Below are 16,776 nucleotides of genomic sequence, written 5' to 3'. Positions count from 1 at the left end.
GGTTCCCCGGCCGCGGCGCGTGCGCGCACCTCCGGTGGCCGATAAGGGGGTGTGGGGTGGGGGGCGCCCCTTGGTGGCCCCCCCCCCCCAATTCGACCTATTACCAGCGTGCCGCGGAGGGCAGCGGCTCGCCGTACCAGAGTTCGACCAGATGACGTGCGATCGAGATCCCGGACGGCGGCAGGATCTCGCCGGCCGCCATCCCGGCCTTCAGCTCCTCCCGGGAGAACCAGCGCGCCTCGGCCAGCTCCTCGCCGTCCACGGTGATCGCCGTCCCGTCCGGGTGGGCCTTGCCCATGAAGCCCAGCATCAGGCTGGACGGGAACGGCCACGGCTGGCTGGCCACGTACCCGACCTCGGCGACCCGGACCCCGGCCTCCTCGAAGACCTCGCGGACCACCGCCTGCTCGATCGACTCCCCCGGCTCGACGAAGCCCGCCAGGGTCGACCAGCGGCCCTCCGGCCAGAGCGCCTGCCGCCCGAGCAGGCAGCGGTCCTGGTCGTCGGTGATCATCATGATCACCGCCGGGTCGGTCCGCGGGTAGTGCTCGGCCGCGCAGGAGGTGCAGCGCCGCACGTGCCCGGCGCCGGCCTTCTCGGTCGGGTGGCCGCAGCGCGAGCAGAAGCTGTGCAGCCGGTGCCAGTGCTCCAGCGCGACCGCGTGCACCAGCAGCCCGGCGTCCCGGTCGGACAGCATCGCGCCGACCTCGCGCAGCCCGGCCGGACGGGCGTCGCCGTCCAGTCGGCCGGGCAGGCTCTCGCCGGCCATCGCGAAGTAGGAGACGCCCTCCTCGTCGGTGCCCAGGAAGTAGCGGTCGCCGGTCTGCGGCGCCTCGAAGGAGGGCAGCAGCACCAGCTCGGTGCCGTGCCCGGTGTCCACCACGAAGGCCTCGCCGCCCGCGATCGGCAGCACCTTGGTGGTCGGGTGGCTCCAGGCGGCCGCCAGCCAGGGCTCGTCGAACCGGTGCTGGGCCGCCCGGTCCACCCCGGCCCGGGCCAGGGCCAGCTGCTGCGGGCGTTCGGTATCAGGCACGGTGCTCACTTCGTTCCATCCCCACGTGATGAGTCATCTGGGATCAGTGGTCGGGCGGCGGCGCCCCACCGCCGGGAGGCCGCGGCGCCCCGGCAGGCCAGGGCCAGGGCCAGCGGCGCCCTCACGCGTCCTCGCCGCCCGGCCGCCAGTTCTCGGCCAGGTCGCCCCACAGGTAGGCGGCCGTCTCGACGCCCTTGGCCAGCAGGTCCAGCTCGACCTTCTCGTTCACCGAGTGCCAGCCGTCCGAGGGCACCGAGATGCCGAGGAAGAGCACCGGCGCGCCGAGCACGTCCTGGAGGTCGGCGGCCGGGCCGGAGCCGCCCTCGCGGGTGAAGAGGATCCGCTGCTCGAAGGCGCGCCCCATCGCCCGGACGGTGGACTGCAGCGCCGGGTGGTCCAGCGGCGTCAGGCAGGGCCTGGTCGCCCCCGGGAAGACCAGCTCGTACCGGATGCCCTCGGGCACCTGCTCGGCCACCCAGGCGCGGACCGCCTCCCGGACCTTCTCCACCTCCTGCCCGGCGACCAGCCGGAAGGAGAGCTTCAGGTGCGCCGAGGCCGGCACGATGGTCTTGCCGCCGGGGCCCGTGTAACCGCCCCAGATGCCGTTGACCTCGGCCGTCGGCCGGGCCCAGATCCGCTCCAGGGTGGAGTAGCCGGCCTCGCCCAGGGTGGCGGAGGACTTGGCGACCTCCAGCCACTGCGCCTCGTCGAAGGGCAGCTCGGCGAAGAGCTCCCGCTCGCGCTCGGTCAGCTCGACCACGCCGTCGTAGAAGCCCGGGACGGCCACCCTGCGGTCGGCGTCGTGCAGCCCGGCGGCGAGCGAGGCGGCGACCGCGGCCGGGTTGGGGACGGCCCCGCCGAAGGAGCCGGAGTGGATGTCGGTCTGCGGCCCGTACAGGTCGATCTGGGCGTCGGCCAGGCCGCGCATGCCGGTGCAGACGGTCGGCGTGGTCTCCGACCACATGCCGGTGTCCGAGATGATCACCACGTCGGCGGCGAGCCGCCCGGCCTCCCGGCGGACCAGGTCCGCGAAGTGCGGCGAGCCGGACTCCTCCTCGCCCTCGATCAGCAGCTTGAGGTTGACGGCCGGCGCGGTGCGGCCGGTGGCGGCCAGGTGCGCCCGGACCCCCAGGGTGTGGAAGAAGACCTGGCCCTTGTCGTCGGCGGCGCCGCGGGCGAACAGCTGCTTGCCGACCACGGTCGGCTCGAACGGCTCGGTCGCCCAGCCGTCCTCCTTGGCGGCGGGCTGCACGTCGTGGTGCCCGTACACCAGCACGGTCGGCGCGGACGGATCCCCGGACGGCCACTCGGCGAACACCGCCGGCAGGCCGTCCGTCTCCCACACCTCGGCCACCGGGAAGCCGGTGTCGCGCAGCTTCGCGGCCAGCCACTCGGCGGAGCGGCGGACGTCGCCGGCCCGCGCCGGGTCCGCGGAGACCGAGGGGATGCCGAGCCATTCGGAGAGGTCGGCGAGGAAGGCGGCCTGGTGCCGGTCGATGAAGGAGCGGACGACGCTGTCCGGAGTTCTCGTCATACGGACGACTTTAGTTCGCCCGTGCGGGTGTCCGCCCCGGGCGTTCGGCCTGTGGTCGCCCCGGGGGCTGTAACCTCCGTCACCCCGGCCACCCCGGCCGCCCGGGCCGGCGACGCCGCCTCGGCCCGCCCGGACCCGACGACGCCACCCCCGGCCGCACGGGACGGCGGCCGGGGGTGGCGAAGGGGCGGGGCGAGGGCGGGGCGAAGGCGGTCAGACCGTCCGGCGCAGCAGCGAGATCCGCGAGCGGGTCAGCAGGGCGGCCAGCGCCACCGCGAGCACCGGCAGGACGATCACGGTGAGCGCCATGGTGGGCCAGGGGAAGACCACCACCGTCTGGTCCGCGGCCTCCTCCGCGGGCATCCCCGGGTAGGACTGCGCGATGCCCTCGACCTTGCGCAGCGCGACGGCCGGCACCACGCCGCAGACGGCGCCGAGCAGGGTGCCCATGGCGGCGATGACCCCGCACTGGAACCCGGAGAGGGTCCGCCGGATCCGGGGTGCCGCGCCGACCGCCGCGAGGGTGGTCAGGTCGCGCTGGGAGTCGGCGGCGGCGAGGCCGGTGGCGATCCCGGCCGCGCCGAGGGCGACCAGGGCGGCGAAGGCGGTCAGGCCGAGCGAGATCAGGTCGCGTTCGGGCCGGAAGCCGCGCTCGACCTCGAACATGGTGCCGTCGGACAGCTTGTCGAGCCCGCCCATGGCCTTCTGCTCGGCGCTGTCCGGCGGCGCCGTCCGGGGCAGCCAGACCGAGCCGGCGTCGCTGCTGGTCAGGCCGAGCCGGCGGACGGTGTCCGGGCTGACCACGGCCTGGGCGCCGACCGGGACGACCGCGGTGGCCAGGACGGCGTCGACGGTCACCTCGCTGCTGGCGGCGGTGGAGCGCTCGCCGGGCTTCTCGTCGGCCGGGTTGGTGGGCTCGGTCAGCTTCAGCACCGCCTTGCCGTCCTTCAGGTAGGCGGCGTTGAAGACCACCGCCTTGCCTGCGGCGAGCGCCTGGCCGGCGGCCGGGTCGTCGGCACCGTACAGGTTGTGCAGGAGGGTGGCGTCACCGGCCATCAGGCTGCCGAAGGAGTTGCCGCCGAACCTGTGGCCGCCCTTGCAGCGCTCGTCCTCCCTGAGGGTCCGCTGGGTCTCCGGGTTGGAGAAGTCGAGGACGTCCTGCTCGTAGACCGGGCAGCGCCGCTCCTTGGGCATGACGAGGCTGACGTAGCCGCAGGTGAGGCCGTCGGTGCTGCAGTCGCTCCTGTAGTTGACCCGCTGGACGTCGGCCCGGGGGCCGAGGCCCGGGACGGTGGACTCGACCACGGCGCGCTGCTGGGGCAGCATCCGGCCGTCGGCGGTGGCGCCCCAGCCGCTGTTGAGGGTGACGGCGTTGGCGGGGGCCGAGGCGGTGTAGTCGCGGCGCTGCTGCTCGTCGCTGCTGGCGGTGTAGATGCCGACGGCGACCGAGCCGGCGACGGCGGCCATCACCGCGGCGACGGCGGGCGCGGTGCGTCCGCGGTGGCGCACCGAGTCGCGCAGGGCGAGTCGGGGGCCGAGCGGGAGCCAGCGGCCGATCCGTCCGAACAGGCCGACCAGGTAGGGCGTCAGGGCGACCATGCCGAGCTCGGCGATGATCGAGCCGCCGAGGACGGCGGTGCTGCGGTTGCCGAAGCCCGCGGTGGCGCCGAACAGCGCGAGGGCGGAGCCTCCGAGGAGTGCCAGCAGGCCGAGCAGGGCCAGCTTGCGGTTCGGCGGCTTGAGCGAGTCGCGGCCGGTGAGCGCGGCGACGACGTCCTGCCGGGATGCCTGGACCGCCGGGACGACGGCCGCGAGCAGTCCGGTGACCAGGCCGATGACGAGGACGCCGGAGAGGTCCAGCGGCTGCAGGTCGAAGTGGCCGAACCGCTGGCCGGCGAACTGCTCGGCCTGGGTGCGCAGGAGGGCTACCAGGCCGACGGCGAGGCCGAGGCCGACGACGGCGCCGCTGACGCCGAGGACGATGCCGCCGCCGAGGACGACGGCGCGGACGTTGGCGCGGTCACCGCCGCCGGCGGCGAGCAGGCCGAGCTGCCGCCGGGAGCGCCTGGCCCCGACGGCGAAGGCGGGGCCCGCCAGGAGCACGATCTCCAGCAGGGCCATGCCGGCCACGGTGGCGAGGATGACGACGGAGGTCTTGTCGAAGTACCTGGTCCCGCCGGAGTGTTCGGCGTCGCGCTGGGCGTAGAGCGGCACGTCGGAGCGGGCGGGCGGGTCGAGGATGACGCTGCGGGAGGCCACCGTGAAGCCGTGCTTGTTGAAGTCCGCCACCTTGGGCCAGTCGAGCGCGGCCCCGGCCGGGAGCTTGACCAGCCAGCGGGTGGGCTCGCTGTTCTCGGCGGCGCGGCCGCGGCCGCGGTCGGGGACGGACAGCTTGGACAGCGGCTCGATCAGCTCGCCGGGGCGGGCGATCAGGGTGGTGGCGGCCAGGTCGTCGGGGTACTCGGCGACGGCGGTGATGGTGTACGGGGTGGCGTCCATGCCGCGCGGGGCGGTGTGGTCGCCGAGCTTGAGCCCGGCCCGGTCGAGGAACTCCTGGGTGGCGGCGATCTCGTGGGCGGCGCCGGGCGCGCGGCCCTTGACCAGGTTGACCCGGCCCTGCCAGACCCGGTCGTTGAGGTCGGCCTCGACGGTCTGCACGTTGAGCAGGCCCTCGGCGGTGCTGGTGGCGATGTAGGGGCCCTGGCGGACCGGGACCAGCGTGCTGCCGGGCGGGAGCAGCTGCTTGACGAGCTCCGGGGGCTCGGTGTCGAGGCTGCGGCGCTGCTCGGGGGTGTACTGGGGCTGCCCGTTCTCCTTCCTGGTCTCCTTGGCGTCGTCGACGGTGAAGTCCTCGTCCGGGTCCGGTGCCTGCAGCACGACCGCGCCGCGGTCGATGAGGTGGACCTCGGCGTCGGAGCGGCCCATGGTGCGCACGACCCGCTCGCCGGGGTCGAGTTCGGCGCTGCGGAAGACGACGTCCGCCCCGGTGACGCCGAGGACGGGCAGCGCGACCATGGCGACGACGAGGGCGCTGCGGCCCTTGGCGCGCAGGGCGTCGCGGCGGGCGATGCGCAGGGCGACCCGCCAGGCGCTGAGCCTCACTGTTCCACCGGGCCCTTCCCGCTGTTGGCGGCGGCGGTGACGAGCAGGCTGCCGGCGTCCTGGCTGACGCTCTCGTCGACCATGCGGCCGTCGCGCAGGAAGACCACGCGGTCGGCCCAGGCGGCGTGCCGGGCCTCGTGGGTGACCATCATGGCGGCGGCGCCGGCGTCGCAGCGGGCGCGCAGGACGGCGAGGACGGACTCGCCGGTGGTGGAGTCGAGGGCGCCGGTGGGCTCGTCCGCGAGGACGAGGCGGCGCTCGCCGATCAGGGCGCGGGCGATGGCGACGCGCTGCTGCTGGCCGCCGGACATGTCGTCGGGGAAGCGGTCGGCGAGCTCGGGGATGCCGAGCTCCTCCAGGGCGGCGAGGGCCTCGCGGCGGGCTGAGCGGCCGGAGGCGCCGTCGAGTTCGCGGGGCAGCGAGATGTTCTCGGCGGCGGTGAGGGCCGGTATCAGGTTGTAGTCCTGGAAGACGTAGCCGACCGAGCGGCGGCGCACCTCGGCGAGCCGCTTGCGGTTGAGGCCGCCCAGGGCGACGCCCTCGACGAGGACCTGGCCGGCGGTCGGGGTGTCCAGGCCGCCCGCGAGGGTCAGCAGGGTGGACTTGCCGGACCCGGAGGGGCCCATCACGGCGACGAACTCGCCCGGGTGGACCTTGAGGTCGACCCCCCGCAGCGCCTGCACCTCGGATGCGCCCTGGCCGTGGACCCGGGTGACGTTGTCCAGGTGCAGCACGGGTTGGCCGGTGCTCCTGGTCGGATCGGTGTGGGACACACTTCCCCCTGCTGTTCTGGGCCCGCACCGCTGAGCGGGAGGGGCCGGTGGTTCGTCAGGTCCGTACGGGGTCAGGCCTTGGCGGGTCGGCGCCCGGTACGGGTCTTGGCGGCCTTGGCCGCCTTGGCCGTCTCGGCCATCTGTGCCTCGGCGGCCCTGGCCTGTTCGATCTCGGCCTGCTGGGCGAGCCTGGTCTCGCAGTGGTCGAGCCAGCGGATCTCGGCCTCGGTCTGGAAGATCAGCTGTTCCAGGACGAGCAGCCAGGCGAGGTCGGCGCCCTGCGCGGCGCCGGGTCGGCGCTCGCCTGCCAGGGCGCGGCCCTTGAGCCGGGTGTAGTCCTGGAGCGCCTTGATGCTGTGGCGGCGCTGGCCCTGGACGACGGCGGGCACGTCCACCCCTGGGACGGTGACCGCCATGGCGAGCTTGATCGCCAGTTCGTCGCGCGGCGGGTTGGTCCGCGGCACCGGGGTGTCGAACCAGGACCGCAGCTCGGCCCGGCCGGCCTCGGTGGCCGCGTAGAACTGGTGCCCCTCCTCGTCCTCCCCGGCGGGCTCGACCAGTCCGTCCCGCTCCAGGCGGGACAGCGTGGTGTAGACCTGGCCGACGTTCAGCGGCCAGGTGGCGCCGGTGCGCGCCTCGAACTCGGTTCTCAGCTGGTAGCCGTAGCGGGGGCCCTGGTCGAGCAGGGCGAGCAGACCGTGACGGATGGACATACCGAGTATGTATACCCGGTATGCCCGGCGGGCTCAAGCCGCGCCCCCTCCCCCGCCGAGCGGGTACCGTCGTGCGGTGTGAGCCAGTTGCGCATCGCCACCTTCAATCTGCTGCACGGTCAGCCGCTCGCCCCGGACGGCGCTCCGGCGCCCTATCCCGCCGACGCCGGCGGGCCGTTGGCGCAGGCGGTGGCCGAGTTGGACGCCGACGTCCTGGCGCTGCAGGAGGTGGACCGGTACCAGTCGCGCTCCGGTGGCACCGACCAGGCGGCCGTCGCCGCCAAGGCGATGGGCGCCGCCGACTGGCGGTTCGCGGCCGCCCTGCACGGCCGGCCGGCGCCGGTGGCCGGCTGGGTGCCGGATCCGTCGGCGCCCGCCGGGATCCAGGTGTACGGCCCGGGCGAGGTCGGCGACGGCGCCCCGCCCGCCTACGGCACCGCGCTGCTGACCCGGCTGCCGGTGCGGCACTGGCGGGCCCGGCGGTTCGCCCCGGCACCGTTCGGGCTGCCGCTGCGGGTGGCCGGGCGGCGCGGGCTGACCCCCGTGCCGGACGAGCCGCGGGCGGCGCTGGCGGCCGTCCTGGAGGGCGAGCACGGCCCGTTCACGGTGGTGGCCGCACACCTGTCGTTCGTGCCGGGCTGGAACATGGCGCAGCTGGCCGGGATCCGCCGCTGGATCTCCGACCTGCCGCAGCCGTACCTGGTGCTGGGGGACTTCAACCTGATCGGCGCGGTGCCCCGGACGGTGCTGGGCGGGGCCACCGCGCTGGACCGCACCGCGCCGCGGGTGCGGGTGCGCGAGCTGCGCGCGGCCCGGCGGGCCCGGCCGCAGCTCGTGGCGGAGCGCCGGCGCCGGGTGCGCGAGCCCCGGGCCCGGCTGCAGGGCTGGTACGACCTGGCCCGCACGCCCACCTACCCCTCGCACCGGCCGGCCGTGCAGTTCGACCACGTGCTGGCGGTGGGCGTGCCCCGGAGCGCGGTCGGTCCGGCGCGGGCCCCGCGGACGGCGGTCTCCGACCACCGCCCGCTGGTTGTCACGGTCGGCCTCTGAGCTCCGGGCCCGGTCGGCCGCCGAGCACGGTCAGCCGCTGAGCTCGGCCTCCGGGCTCAGCCCCCTGGGGTGGGCCAGCTGCCCGTTCTGGTGGGGCAGCTGGGGGATCGGCCCCGGCGGGTCGTACTGGAGGAGCAGCATCGCGGCGTCGTCCCCGAGTTGGCGGCCGACGTGGCGTACCACGTCCTCGTGCAGGCGCTGCAGCACGTCCACCGGTCGGCCGTCCGCGCAGTGCGGCAGCCGTTCGGCGAGCGGGTAGAAGACGCCGGAGCGGTCGCGGGCCTCGATCACACCGTCGGTGAACAGCAGCACGCGGTCCCCCTGGTGGAGCGGGACGCGGTGGACGGGCGGGCGGACGTCGGCCGGGTCGAGCACGCCGAGCGGGGGCACCGTCTCGGCGAGCTCCAGCGGTCGGACGGGCTCGGTGCCGCGCAGCAGCAGCGGCGACGGGTGGCCGCAGTTGACGATCTCGGCGGTGCCGTCGGGGCGGACCCCGATCAGTACCAGGGTGACGAACTCCTCCTCCACTCCGGGGTGGTCGTTCTCGTGCAGGGCGCGGTCGAGGCTGACGGCGAGCCAGCCGGCCACCCGGTCCAGCGCGGGCTCCTGGTGGGCGGCCTCGCGGAAGGCCCCGAGCACGGCGGCGGCGGTCTCCACCGCGCCGAGGCCCTTGCCGCGGACGTCGCCGACCACGGCCCGTACGCCGTGCCGGGTGTTGACCACCTCGTAGAGGTCCCCGCCGATCCTGGCGTGCGCGGCGGCGGCCTCGTAGTGGACGGCGGCCCGGACGGTGCCGACCCGCTCGGGGACGGGCCGCAGCAGCACCCGGCGGGCGATCGAGGCGACCAGCTGGGCGTCGGCGAGCGCCTTCTCCTGGCGCAGCCGCAGGGTGGCGCTGACCCAGCCGATCGCGGCGACCAGGACGATGGCGAAGACGGTGGCGCTGTGCACGGACTCGCCGAGCGCGTCGCTGTAGGCGGCCATCAGGAAGGCCACGGCCTCGGTGCACAGGCCGATGGCGAGCGGGTACCAGGTGCGGCGGCTGACCACGGCGGCCAGCGCGGGGACGGCGGTGAGGGCCGGTTCGACCGTCACCTCGGTGTTGCTGAAGTAGTCGAGGGCGACGACCAGCGCCATGCCGATGAACGGCAGCGCGAGCGCCGTCCTCGGCCAGGTGCCGGTCGTGCCCGGAGCGGTCCCCGGGGTCGGCCCGGCGAACCGCTCTCTGATCCATCCGGTCGCGCTCAACTTCGGTCTCTCCAGCAGAAGACGCCGGTGCCCGTGGGCACCTGCGGTGATGACTGAGGGTTAGGGAATGCGGGCCTCGCTGGCGGCCGGAGCACGGGGGTTGACCGGTTACCGACCCCACAATAGGCACGAAACGTGCACTACGCACAGGTTTCGCCCGATGCCGTGATGACTTGAATGCTCTCCGTGACTCATTCTTCACTGTTCCCGATCAGGAGCCGTTCCAACTCTTTTCGGTCGGGAAGTCCTGCGGGTTGTTCGATCCGGCCGCTGCGGACGTACAGGAAGGACGCCGTGACCTGCTCCAGCGGAACGCCCAACTGTTCGGCCCAGGCCACCCGGTAGACCGCGAGCTGGAGCGGGTCGGCACTCTCCTCGCGCTGCGTCTTCCAGTCCACCACTTCGTAGCGTGACGCGCCTCCCGATTCTGACCGCCCGTCACCCTCCCGGTAGACCGCGTCGATCCGGCCGCGCACCACCCGGCCCGCCAGCACCAGCTGGAACGGCGCCTCCACCCGGTACGGCGTCCGGTCCGCGTACGGGGTGCGCAGGAACGCCTCCTTCAGCCGCTCCAGGTCCTGCTCGTCCTCGATGCCGTCGTCGTCCGCTCCGGGCAGCGCGCCCGGACCGAGCAGCAGCAGCGGCTCGATCCTGGACTGCACCCAGGCGTGGAAGCGGGTGCCCCGGCGGGCGGCGGGCTGCGGCGGACGCGGCATCGGACGGGCCAGGTCGTGCGCGAAGCCGTCCGGATCGGCGGCCAGCCGCAGCAGTTGGGTGGCGGAGAGCGCGGCGGGCAGCGGCACCTCCCGGACGCTGCGCCGCGAGCGCTCCAACTCGCCGATCAGGGCGGTCAGATCGCGGTCCCAGGACTCCACCTGGCGGCGGTCCTCGGCGGCCATCGGCTCCGGCTCGGGGGCGCTCTGCCCGGCCAGCCGGCGGTGCACCACCTCGGCGACCCGGCGGCGGGCCTGCTGGGCGGCCGGGTCCAGCGGCATCGGCCAGGGCCGCTCCACGGGCGCCGCCAGCGCCGGGTTCTCGGCGCCCTTGAGCGGCTGCTCGGCCCACTGCTCGACCTCGCCCGCACCGGGCTGCTCGCAGTGCGCCCGCAGCTCCTCCAGGAAGGCGGACGGCCCGCGCACGGTCTTCTGCGAGGGGCCCCACCAGTGCCCGGAGGCCAGCAGCAGCGAGCGCGGCCGGGTGAAGGCGACGTAGCCCAGCCGCAGCTCCTCGGTGGCGGAGTGCGCGGCGAGCTCCTGCTTGAAGGCGGCCATGGACTTGTTGTTCCACCCGCCGCGGACGTCGGGCAGGGTGGCCGCGTCGCCGCGCAGGGCGTGCGGGAGCACCCGCTTGGTGCTGGTCCACCGCTCGCGCGGGCTCCCGGACGGGAACGCGCCCTTGACCAGGCCCGGGACGGCGACGACGTCCCACTCCAGGCCCTTGGACTTGTGCACGGTGAGCACCTTCACGGTGTCCTCCCCGCCGGGCAGGCTGCTGTCCAGGCCGCGCTCGTACTCCTGGGCGGCCCGCAGGAAGCCGAGGAAGGCCGACAGCCCCGGGTCCCCGTCCAGGTCGGCGAAGCCCGCCGCGACGTCCAGGAAGGCGTGCAGGGTCTCCCGGCGGCGGGCCGCCAGCGCCTGCGGGGAGGCCGCGAGCTCGACCTCCAGGCCGGTGACCGCGAGCACCCGGTGCAGCACGTCCATCAGCGGCTCGGCGAGCGAGCGGCGCAGCTCGCGCAGCTCCCGGGCGAGCCGGGCGAAGCGGACCCTGGCCTCGGCGGAGAACGCCAGCTCGTCGGGCTGGTCCGGGTCGAGGAAGGTCTCCAGCGCGTCGGCCAGCGACACCACCTCGGTGGGGTCGGCCTCGGCGACGGCGGCGGCCAGCGCCTCCACCCCCTCGGGGCGGGCGGTGCGGACCAGCTCGGCGGCGCGCCGGCCGAGCAGGGCGAGGTCGCGCGGGCCGATCCGCCAGCGCGGGCCGATCAGCAGCCGGACCAGCGCCGCGTTGGCGGTCGGGTCCTGCAGCACCTCGCAGGCCGCCACCAGGTCGGCCACCTCGGGAAGCTGCAGCAGCCCGCCGAGCCCGACGACCTCGACCGGCACCTCGCGGGCCACCAGGGCCGCGTGGATGTCGGGGAAGGCCGCGCCGCCCCGGCAGAGCACCGCGATCCGGCCCGGGGCGGTACCGGTGCGCACCAGGTGGGCGACCGAGTCGGCCAGCCAGTCGACCTCCTCGGCGTGGGTGGGCAGCAGAGCGGCCCGTACGAAGCCCTCCTGTTCGGCGCCGGGTGCCGGGCGCAGCGCCTCGACGCCCTCGTGCATGGCGCGCAGCGGTGCGGCCAGCCGGTTGGCGAAGGCGAGCAGCCGGCCGCCGCTGCGGCGGTTCTCGCTGAGCGCGTACCGGGCGGCGGGGGCGGCGTCGGCCTTCGGGAAGTGCCGGGGGAACTCGTCCAGGTTGGCGACGGAGGCGCCGCGCCAGCCGTAGATGGCCTGGCAGGGGTCGCCGACGGCGGTCACGGCGTGGCCGCTGCCGGTGCCGGTGCCGCCGCCGTCCGGGCCGGCGCCGAACAGTCCGGCGAGCATCAGGCGCTGGGCCACCGAGGTGTCCTGGTACTCGTCGAGCAGGACGACCCGGAACTGGCCGCGGAGCAGTTCGCCGACCTCGGGCCGCTCCTGGGCGAGGCGGGCGGCGGCCGCTATCTGGTCGCCGAAGTCCATCAGTGCGCCGGCGGCCTTGCGGCGGCGGTACTCCTCGACCAGGCGCAGCAGTTCCAGTCGGGCCCGGGCGGTGCCGGGGACGGCCCGCAGGTCGTCGTTGCTGAGCCGGGCGGTGGCGAGGGCGTCCAGCAGGTCCTCGTCGTGGGCGCGCAGGGCGGCCGGCTCGACCAGGTGCTCGGCGAGTTCGCCGTCGAGGGCGATCAGGTCGGCGACCAGGTTGGTGAAGGTGCCGGTGAGGGCGGGGAACGGGCCGCGGGCGGAGCGCAGCACCTGGGCGGCGAGCTGGTAGCGGGTCGCGTCGGCGAGCAGCCGGACGTCGGGTTCGATGCCGATCCGCAGGCCGTGCTCCTTGAGCAGCCGGCCGGCGAAGGCGTGGTAGGTGGAGATCTCGGGCTCGCCGAGCGGCTCCTCGCCGTACCCGGCGGCGCTGCCCCACTCCTCGGCCGCGGGCACCCCGACCCCGCCGGCCCGCAGGGCGGTGCGGACGCGTTCGGCGAGCTCGCCGGCGGCCTTGTTGGTGAAGGTGAGGCCGAGCACCTCCTCGGGCCGAACGGCGCCGGAGCCGACCAGCCAGACCACCCGGGCGGCCATCACGGTGGTCTTGCCGGAGCCCGCGCCGGCCACGATCACGGCCGGTTCCAGGGGGGCGCCGATGGCCGCCATCTGCTCCGGGTTGAAGGGGATGCCCAGCAGGTCCTTGAGCTGGTCGGGGTGGCTGAGCACGGCGGTCACCCTTCGAGGCTAACCGCAGGCGCCGACAACCCTCACTCCACCAGCTGCGCACCGTCCCGCTGGGCGGAGCAGCTGCGGCGGAAGCCGCAGCGGTCGCAGCCGCCGCCGGTCTGCGGGACGAAGTGCTCGGCGAGGACGCGGCCGGCCGCGTCGGCGAGCAGTCCCTCGATCCACGGCTCGCCGTCCGGCGGGCCCTGCTGCTGCACCTTGGGCGCGTCCGGGGCGGCCTTGGCGGCGGGCTCGCGCAGGTGCACCAGCTCGGCGCCGCCGGTGTGCGGCGGGCCGCCCTCGAAGCCGGGCAGCTCGTTGAGCGCGCCGGCCCGGACGGCCAGCTGGTAGACGGCGAGCTGCTTGTGCTCGGGCAGCGACTTGTCGGAGGGGATCTGCTTGCCGGTCTTGAAGTCGACCACGTAGGCCCGGCCGGCCTCGTCCTTCTCGACCCGGTCCATCGAGCCCCGGATCTGCACCGCGACGCCGCCGACCTCCAGGGTGACGTCGAAGCCGTGCTCGGTGGCGACGAGGTCCCGGCCGCGCTCCAGCACGTGCCAGTTGAGGAAGCGCTCCAGGGCGGCGCGGGCCGCGGTCTTCTCCTGGTGGGACTTCCAGGGCGCGTCGAAGGCGAGCGCGTCCCAGACGGTGTCCAGGCGCTCCATCAGCACGGCGAGGTCCGCCGGGGTCCGCCCGGAGCCGACCTCGTCGGCCAGGGCGTGCACGACGTTGCCGAAGCCCTGGGCGGCGGAGCCGGCGCCCCTGGCCTTGACCTCCTTGTCCAGGAACCACTGCAGCGAGCAGTTCTCCAGCTGCTCCAGGCCGCTGCCGGACAGCCGCACCGGCCGGTCGGCGTCGCGCAGCGGCTCGGGGGCGGCGGTGGCGTCGTCCAGGCCCCACCAGCGGTCGGGGTGGGCGGCGGGGACCAGCGGCAGGCCGTCCTCGTCGGCGGCCGCCGCCAGGGTGGCGAGCCGTTCGGCGGCGGCCCGGCGCAGTTCCGGCGAACGGGCCGGGTCGACGGTGACCGCGCGCAGCTCGGCGACCAGGGCAGGGACGGACAGCGGGCGGCGCGGGCGGTGGGTGACGTCCTCGACGGTGACCTGCGGGGTGCGCCGCAGCACCCGTCCGGTCCGGGGGTCGACGTCCTCGCGGTACAGCTCGCGCAGGAACCGGGAGGGTTCGTCGCCGTCCTCGGCGGGCGCCTTGACGGCGGTGACGATCAGCCGCTCGCGGGCCCGGGTGGCGGCGACGTAGAAGAGCCGGCGCTCCTCGCCGAGCAGGGCGGCCGGGGAGAGCGGTTCGGCGAGGCCGTCGCGGCCGATCCGGTCGGCCTCCAGCAGCGAGCCGCGGCGGCGCAGGTCGGGCCAGAGGCCGTCCTGGACGCCCGCGACCACGACCACCCGCCACTCCAGGCCCTTGGAGCGGTGCGCGGTCATCAGCCGGACGGCCTCGGGGCGGACGGCCCGCACGGTGAGGGTGTCGGCCGCGATGTCCTGGGCCTCCAGCTCGGCGAGCAGGTCGAGGGCGCTGCGGTGGCCGGTGACCTGTTCCTCGGCGCGGGCGGCGGTCTCGAACAGGGCGCAGAGCGCGTCCAGGTCGCGGTCGGCGTTGCGGCCGGCGGCGCCGCCGCGCAGGGCGGCCCGCTCCAGGCGCTCGCGCCAGCGCCGGCTGCCGTCCCACAGGTCCCAGAGCGCGTCCTCGGCGGTGCAGCCGCCGGCCAGCCGTTCGCGGACCTTGCGCAGCAGGGTGCCGAGGTCGCGGGCGCGGCGGGCGTACGAGGGGTCGAGGGCGACCAGCCGCTCGGGTTCGGCGAGGGCCTCGCGGATCAGCTCCTCGGCGGGGCGCAGTGCGGCGGCGGGCAGGCCGGCGGCGCGCAGGGCGGCGCGTTCCTCCTCGCGCAGGGCGCGGCCGAGGCGGCGCAGGTCGGAGCCGTCCATGCCGCCGAGGGGGCCGGTGAGCAGGCCGTGGGCGAGTTCGGTGGTCAGCGGGTCCGGGGCCTCGGGGCCGGGCCGCTCGGGCCCGGGGCGGCGGGCGGCCTGCTGGGCGCAGACCCGCAGGGCGAGCAGCAGCTGGGCGACGGCCGGCTCCTCGCGCAGCGGCAGGTCGTCGCCGTCGATCTCCAGGGGGACGCCGGCCGCGCCGAGCGCGCGCCGGACGCCGGGGATGGAGCGGGCGCCGGCCCGGACGAGGACGGCCATCTCGCCCCAGGGCACGCCGTCCTCCAGGTGGGCGCGGCGCAGCAGGTCGGCGATGGAGTCCAGCTCGGTGCCGGGGGTGGGGTAGGTGTACACCTCGACCCGGCCGCCCTCGCGGGCGGGCAGCAGGGCGCGGTGCTGGGCGAGCTTGTCGGCGGGCAGCCGGCCCATCGGCATCCGACGGGCCAGCTCGCGGGAGGCGGCGAGCAGCACGGCGCCGGAGCGGCGGGAGACCCGCAGCACCTTGACCTCGGCGGGGCTGCCGTCGGCCTGGCGGAAGGTCTGCGGGAACTCCAGGATGCCGTTGATGTCGGCGCCGCGGAACGCGTAGATCGACTGGTCCGGGTCGCCGACGGCGATCAGTTCGCGTCCGCCGCCGGCCAGCTGGCGCAGCAGCCGGACCTGGGAGGGGTCGGTGTCCTGGTACTCGTCGACGAAGACGACCTCGTAGCGCTGCCGCAGCTCCTCGCCGACCTCGGGGCGCTCGGCGAGGAGCACGGCGCGGTGGACGAGCTCGGCGTAGTCGAGGACGCCGCGCAGGTCGAGGACGTCGAGGTAGTCGGCGAGGAAGTGGGCGGCGGCGGCCCAGTCGGGGCGCTGGACACCCTCGGCGAAGCGTTCGAGCTCGGCCTCGCCGAGGCCCAGTTCGCGGCTGCGGGCGAGTACGGCGCGGACCTCGTCGGCGAAGCCGCGGGTGGTCAGGCAGGCCCGCAGGTCCAGCGGCCAGCCGATCCGGGAGGTGCCGAGGCGGGTGTCCTCGGCGCCGCCGGCCAGCAGTTCGCGGACCATGACGTCCTGCTCGGGGCCGGAGAGCAGGCGCAGCGGCTCGGCGTAGTCCTGCGGGTCCTGGTGGGCGCGGAGCAGGGCGTAGCAGAAGGAGTGGAAGGTGGTGGCCTGCGGGGGGCGCAGGGCGGTGGACCGGGGGCCGGCGGCCGCGGCGCCGAGCCGGGCGGACATCCGGTCGCGCAGCTCCGTCGCGGCCTTGCGGCTGAAGGTCAGGACCAGGATCTTCTCGGGGTCGGTGCCGTCCTCTATCCGCCGGGCGACGGCCTCCACCAGGGTGGTGGTCTTGCCGGTACCGGGCCCGGCGAGCACCAGCAGCGGGCCTCCCGCGTGCTCGACCACGGCGCGCTGGTACTCGTCCAGCACGGGCGGGGCGGGCTGGGCGAGGGGGCTGCGCACCAGACGGTAGGGGGAGCTCACGGACGTCCTGGGGGTTGTGCTGCGGGCGACGGAAGGCGGGCCCCGCGAGGGGCCCGTCCGTATCGAGCCTACGATCCTGCCCCGTCATTCCCGTCCGCGCACCGGTTTCCGGGTTTCCGTGCGGGCTCCCGGGTACCGTCCGTCCCAGCGGGCCCGCACCAGATCGACCCGGGGCGGGTCGGCGTGCTCGCGCAGCGGGGTACCCTCCTCGCGGTAGCGGGTGAGCGCCCGCCGCTCGTGGCCGGGCAGGAGGCGTCCGTCCGCGCGGATCACGCGCCACCAGGGCACGGCGGCGCCGTACAGGGCCATCACCCGGCCGACCTGCCGGGGGCCGCCGTGGCCGAGGTACTCGGCAACGTCCCCGTAGGTCATCACCCGGCCGGGTGGAATCCGCTCGGTCAGGTCGAGCACCAGTTCGGCGAAGGGCGGCAGCACGCCGCCGTCGGTAGCGTCCGTCACCTGCGGCATTCTTCCCCACCCGGGGAGGCGGG

Annotated in this window: 10 protein-coding genes; 1 reads left to right on the top strand and 9 read right to left on the bottom strand. The window is 75.5% G+C overall.

The features are described from left to right. Positions 1–100 precede the first annotated feature (100 nt). From nudC to ACGFZP_RS06005, 5 genes are all read right to left on the bottom strand, one after another. Entirely contained in the window at positions 101–1,042 is a 942-nt protein-coding gene (gene nudC, locus ACGFZP_RS06025) for an NAD(+) diphosphatase (protein ID WP_392929058.1), read from the bottom strand. A gap of 112 nt (positions 1,043–1,154) precedes the next feature. After that, entirely contained in the window at positions 1,155–2,567 is a 1,413-nt protein-coding gene (locus tag ACGFZP_RS06020) for a dipeptidase (RefSeq protein ID WP_392929056.1), read from the bottom strand. 213 nt (positions 2,568–2,780) lie between these two features. Then, positions 2,781–5,669, bottom strand: a complete 2,889-nt coding sequence (locus ACGFZP_RS06015) for an ABC transporter permease (protein ID WP_392929054.1) — start codon at positions 5,667–5,669, stop codon at positions 2,781–2,783. Next, positions 5,666–6,442, bottom strand: coding sequence for an ABC transporter ATP-binding protein (locus ACGFZP_RS06010; RefSeq protein ID WP_392929053.1), 777 nt, complete (start codon positions 6,440–6,442; stop codon positions 5,666–5,668). Before ACGFZP_RS06010 ends, ACGFZP_RS06015 begins: the two co-directional genes overlap by 4 nt. 71 nt (positions 6,443–6,513) lie before the next feature. Continuing rightward, positions 6,514–7,155 carry a PadR family transcriptional regulator gene (locus ACGFZP_RS06005; protein ID WP_392929051.1) on the bottom strand — a complete coding sequence of 214 codons (642 nt, stop codon included), beginning with the start codon at positions 7,153–7,155 and terminating at the stop codon, positions 6,514–6,516. Positions 7,156–7,233: 78 nt separating this feature from the next. Between ACGFZP_RS06005 and ACGFZP_RS06000 the strand changes: the two genes are divergently transcribed. Then, entirely contained in the window at positions 7,234–8,205 is a 972-nt protein-coding gene (locus ACGFZP_RS06000) for an endonuclease/exonuclease/phosphatase family protein (RefSeq protein WP_392929049.1), read from the top strand. A 30-nt stretch (positions 8,206–8,235) separates the two neighbouring features. On the opposite strand, the gene ACGFZP_RS05995 is transcribed toward ACGFZP_RS06000, so the two are convergent. The 4 genes from ACGFZP_RS05995 to ACGFZP_RS05980 all read right to left on the bottom strand — a co-directional run bounded on the left by ACGFZP_RS05995 (position 8,236) and on the right by ACGFZP_RS05980 (position 16,753). After that, positions 8,236–9,453, bottom strand: coding sequence for a PP2C family protein-serine/threonine phosphatase (locus ACGFZP_RS05995; protein ID WP_392929047.1), 1,218 nt, complete (start codon positions 9,451–9,453; stop codon positions 8,236–8,238). 191 nt (positions 9,454–9,644) lie between these two features. Further along, complete coding sequence (locus tag ACGFZP_RS05990) at positions 9,645–12,899, bottom strand: UvrD-helicase domain-containing protein (protein ID WP_392929045.1); 3,255 nt, start codon at positions 12,897–12,899, stop codon at positions 9,645–9,647. 32 nt (positions 12,900–12,931) lie between these two features. Beyond that, the gene (locus ACGFZP_RS05985) at positions 12,932–16,285 is read right to left on the bottom strand and encodes an ATP-dependent helicase (RefSeq protein WP_392929043.1); all 3,354 of its coding nucleotides are present in this window, start codon (positions 16,283–16,285) and stop codon (positions 12,932–12,934) included. 84 nt (positions 16,286–16,369) lie between these two features. Further along, positions 16,370–16,753, bottom strand: a complete 384-nt coding sequence (locus ACGFZP_RS05980) for an MGMT family protein (RefSeq protein ID WP_392929041.1) — start codon at positions 16,751–16,753, stop codon at positions 16,370–16,372. Between the last annotated feature and the right edge of the window lie 23 nt (positions 16,754–16,776).

The sequence above is a fragment of the Kitasatospora sp. NPDC048239 genome (assembly GCF_043202015.1).
GTDB lineage: Bacteria > Actinomycetota > Actinomycetes > Streptomycetales > Streptomycetaceae > Kitasatospora.
Note: the sequence above shows the minus strand (reverse complement) of the source record. Positions and strands in the feature narration are given on the sequence as shown.

Coding starts and splice junctions, on each gene's coding strand:
- ACGFZP_RS05980 (WP_392929041.1), bottom strand. CDS start 16,753: ATGCCGCAGGTGACGGACGCTACCGACGGCGGCGTGCTGCCGCCCTTC.
- ACGFZP_RS06020 (WP_392929056.1), bottom strand. CDS start 2,567: ATGACGAGAACTCCGGACAGCGTCGTCCGCTCCTTCATCGACCGGCAC.
- ACGFZP_RS06005 (WP_392929051.1), bottom strand. CDS start 7,155: ATGTCCATCCGTCACGGTCTGCTCGCCCTGCTCGACCAGGGCCCCCGC.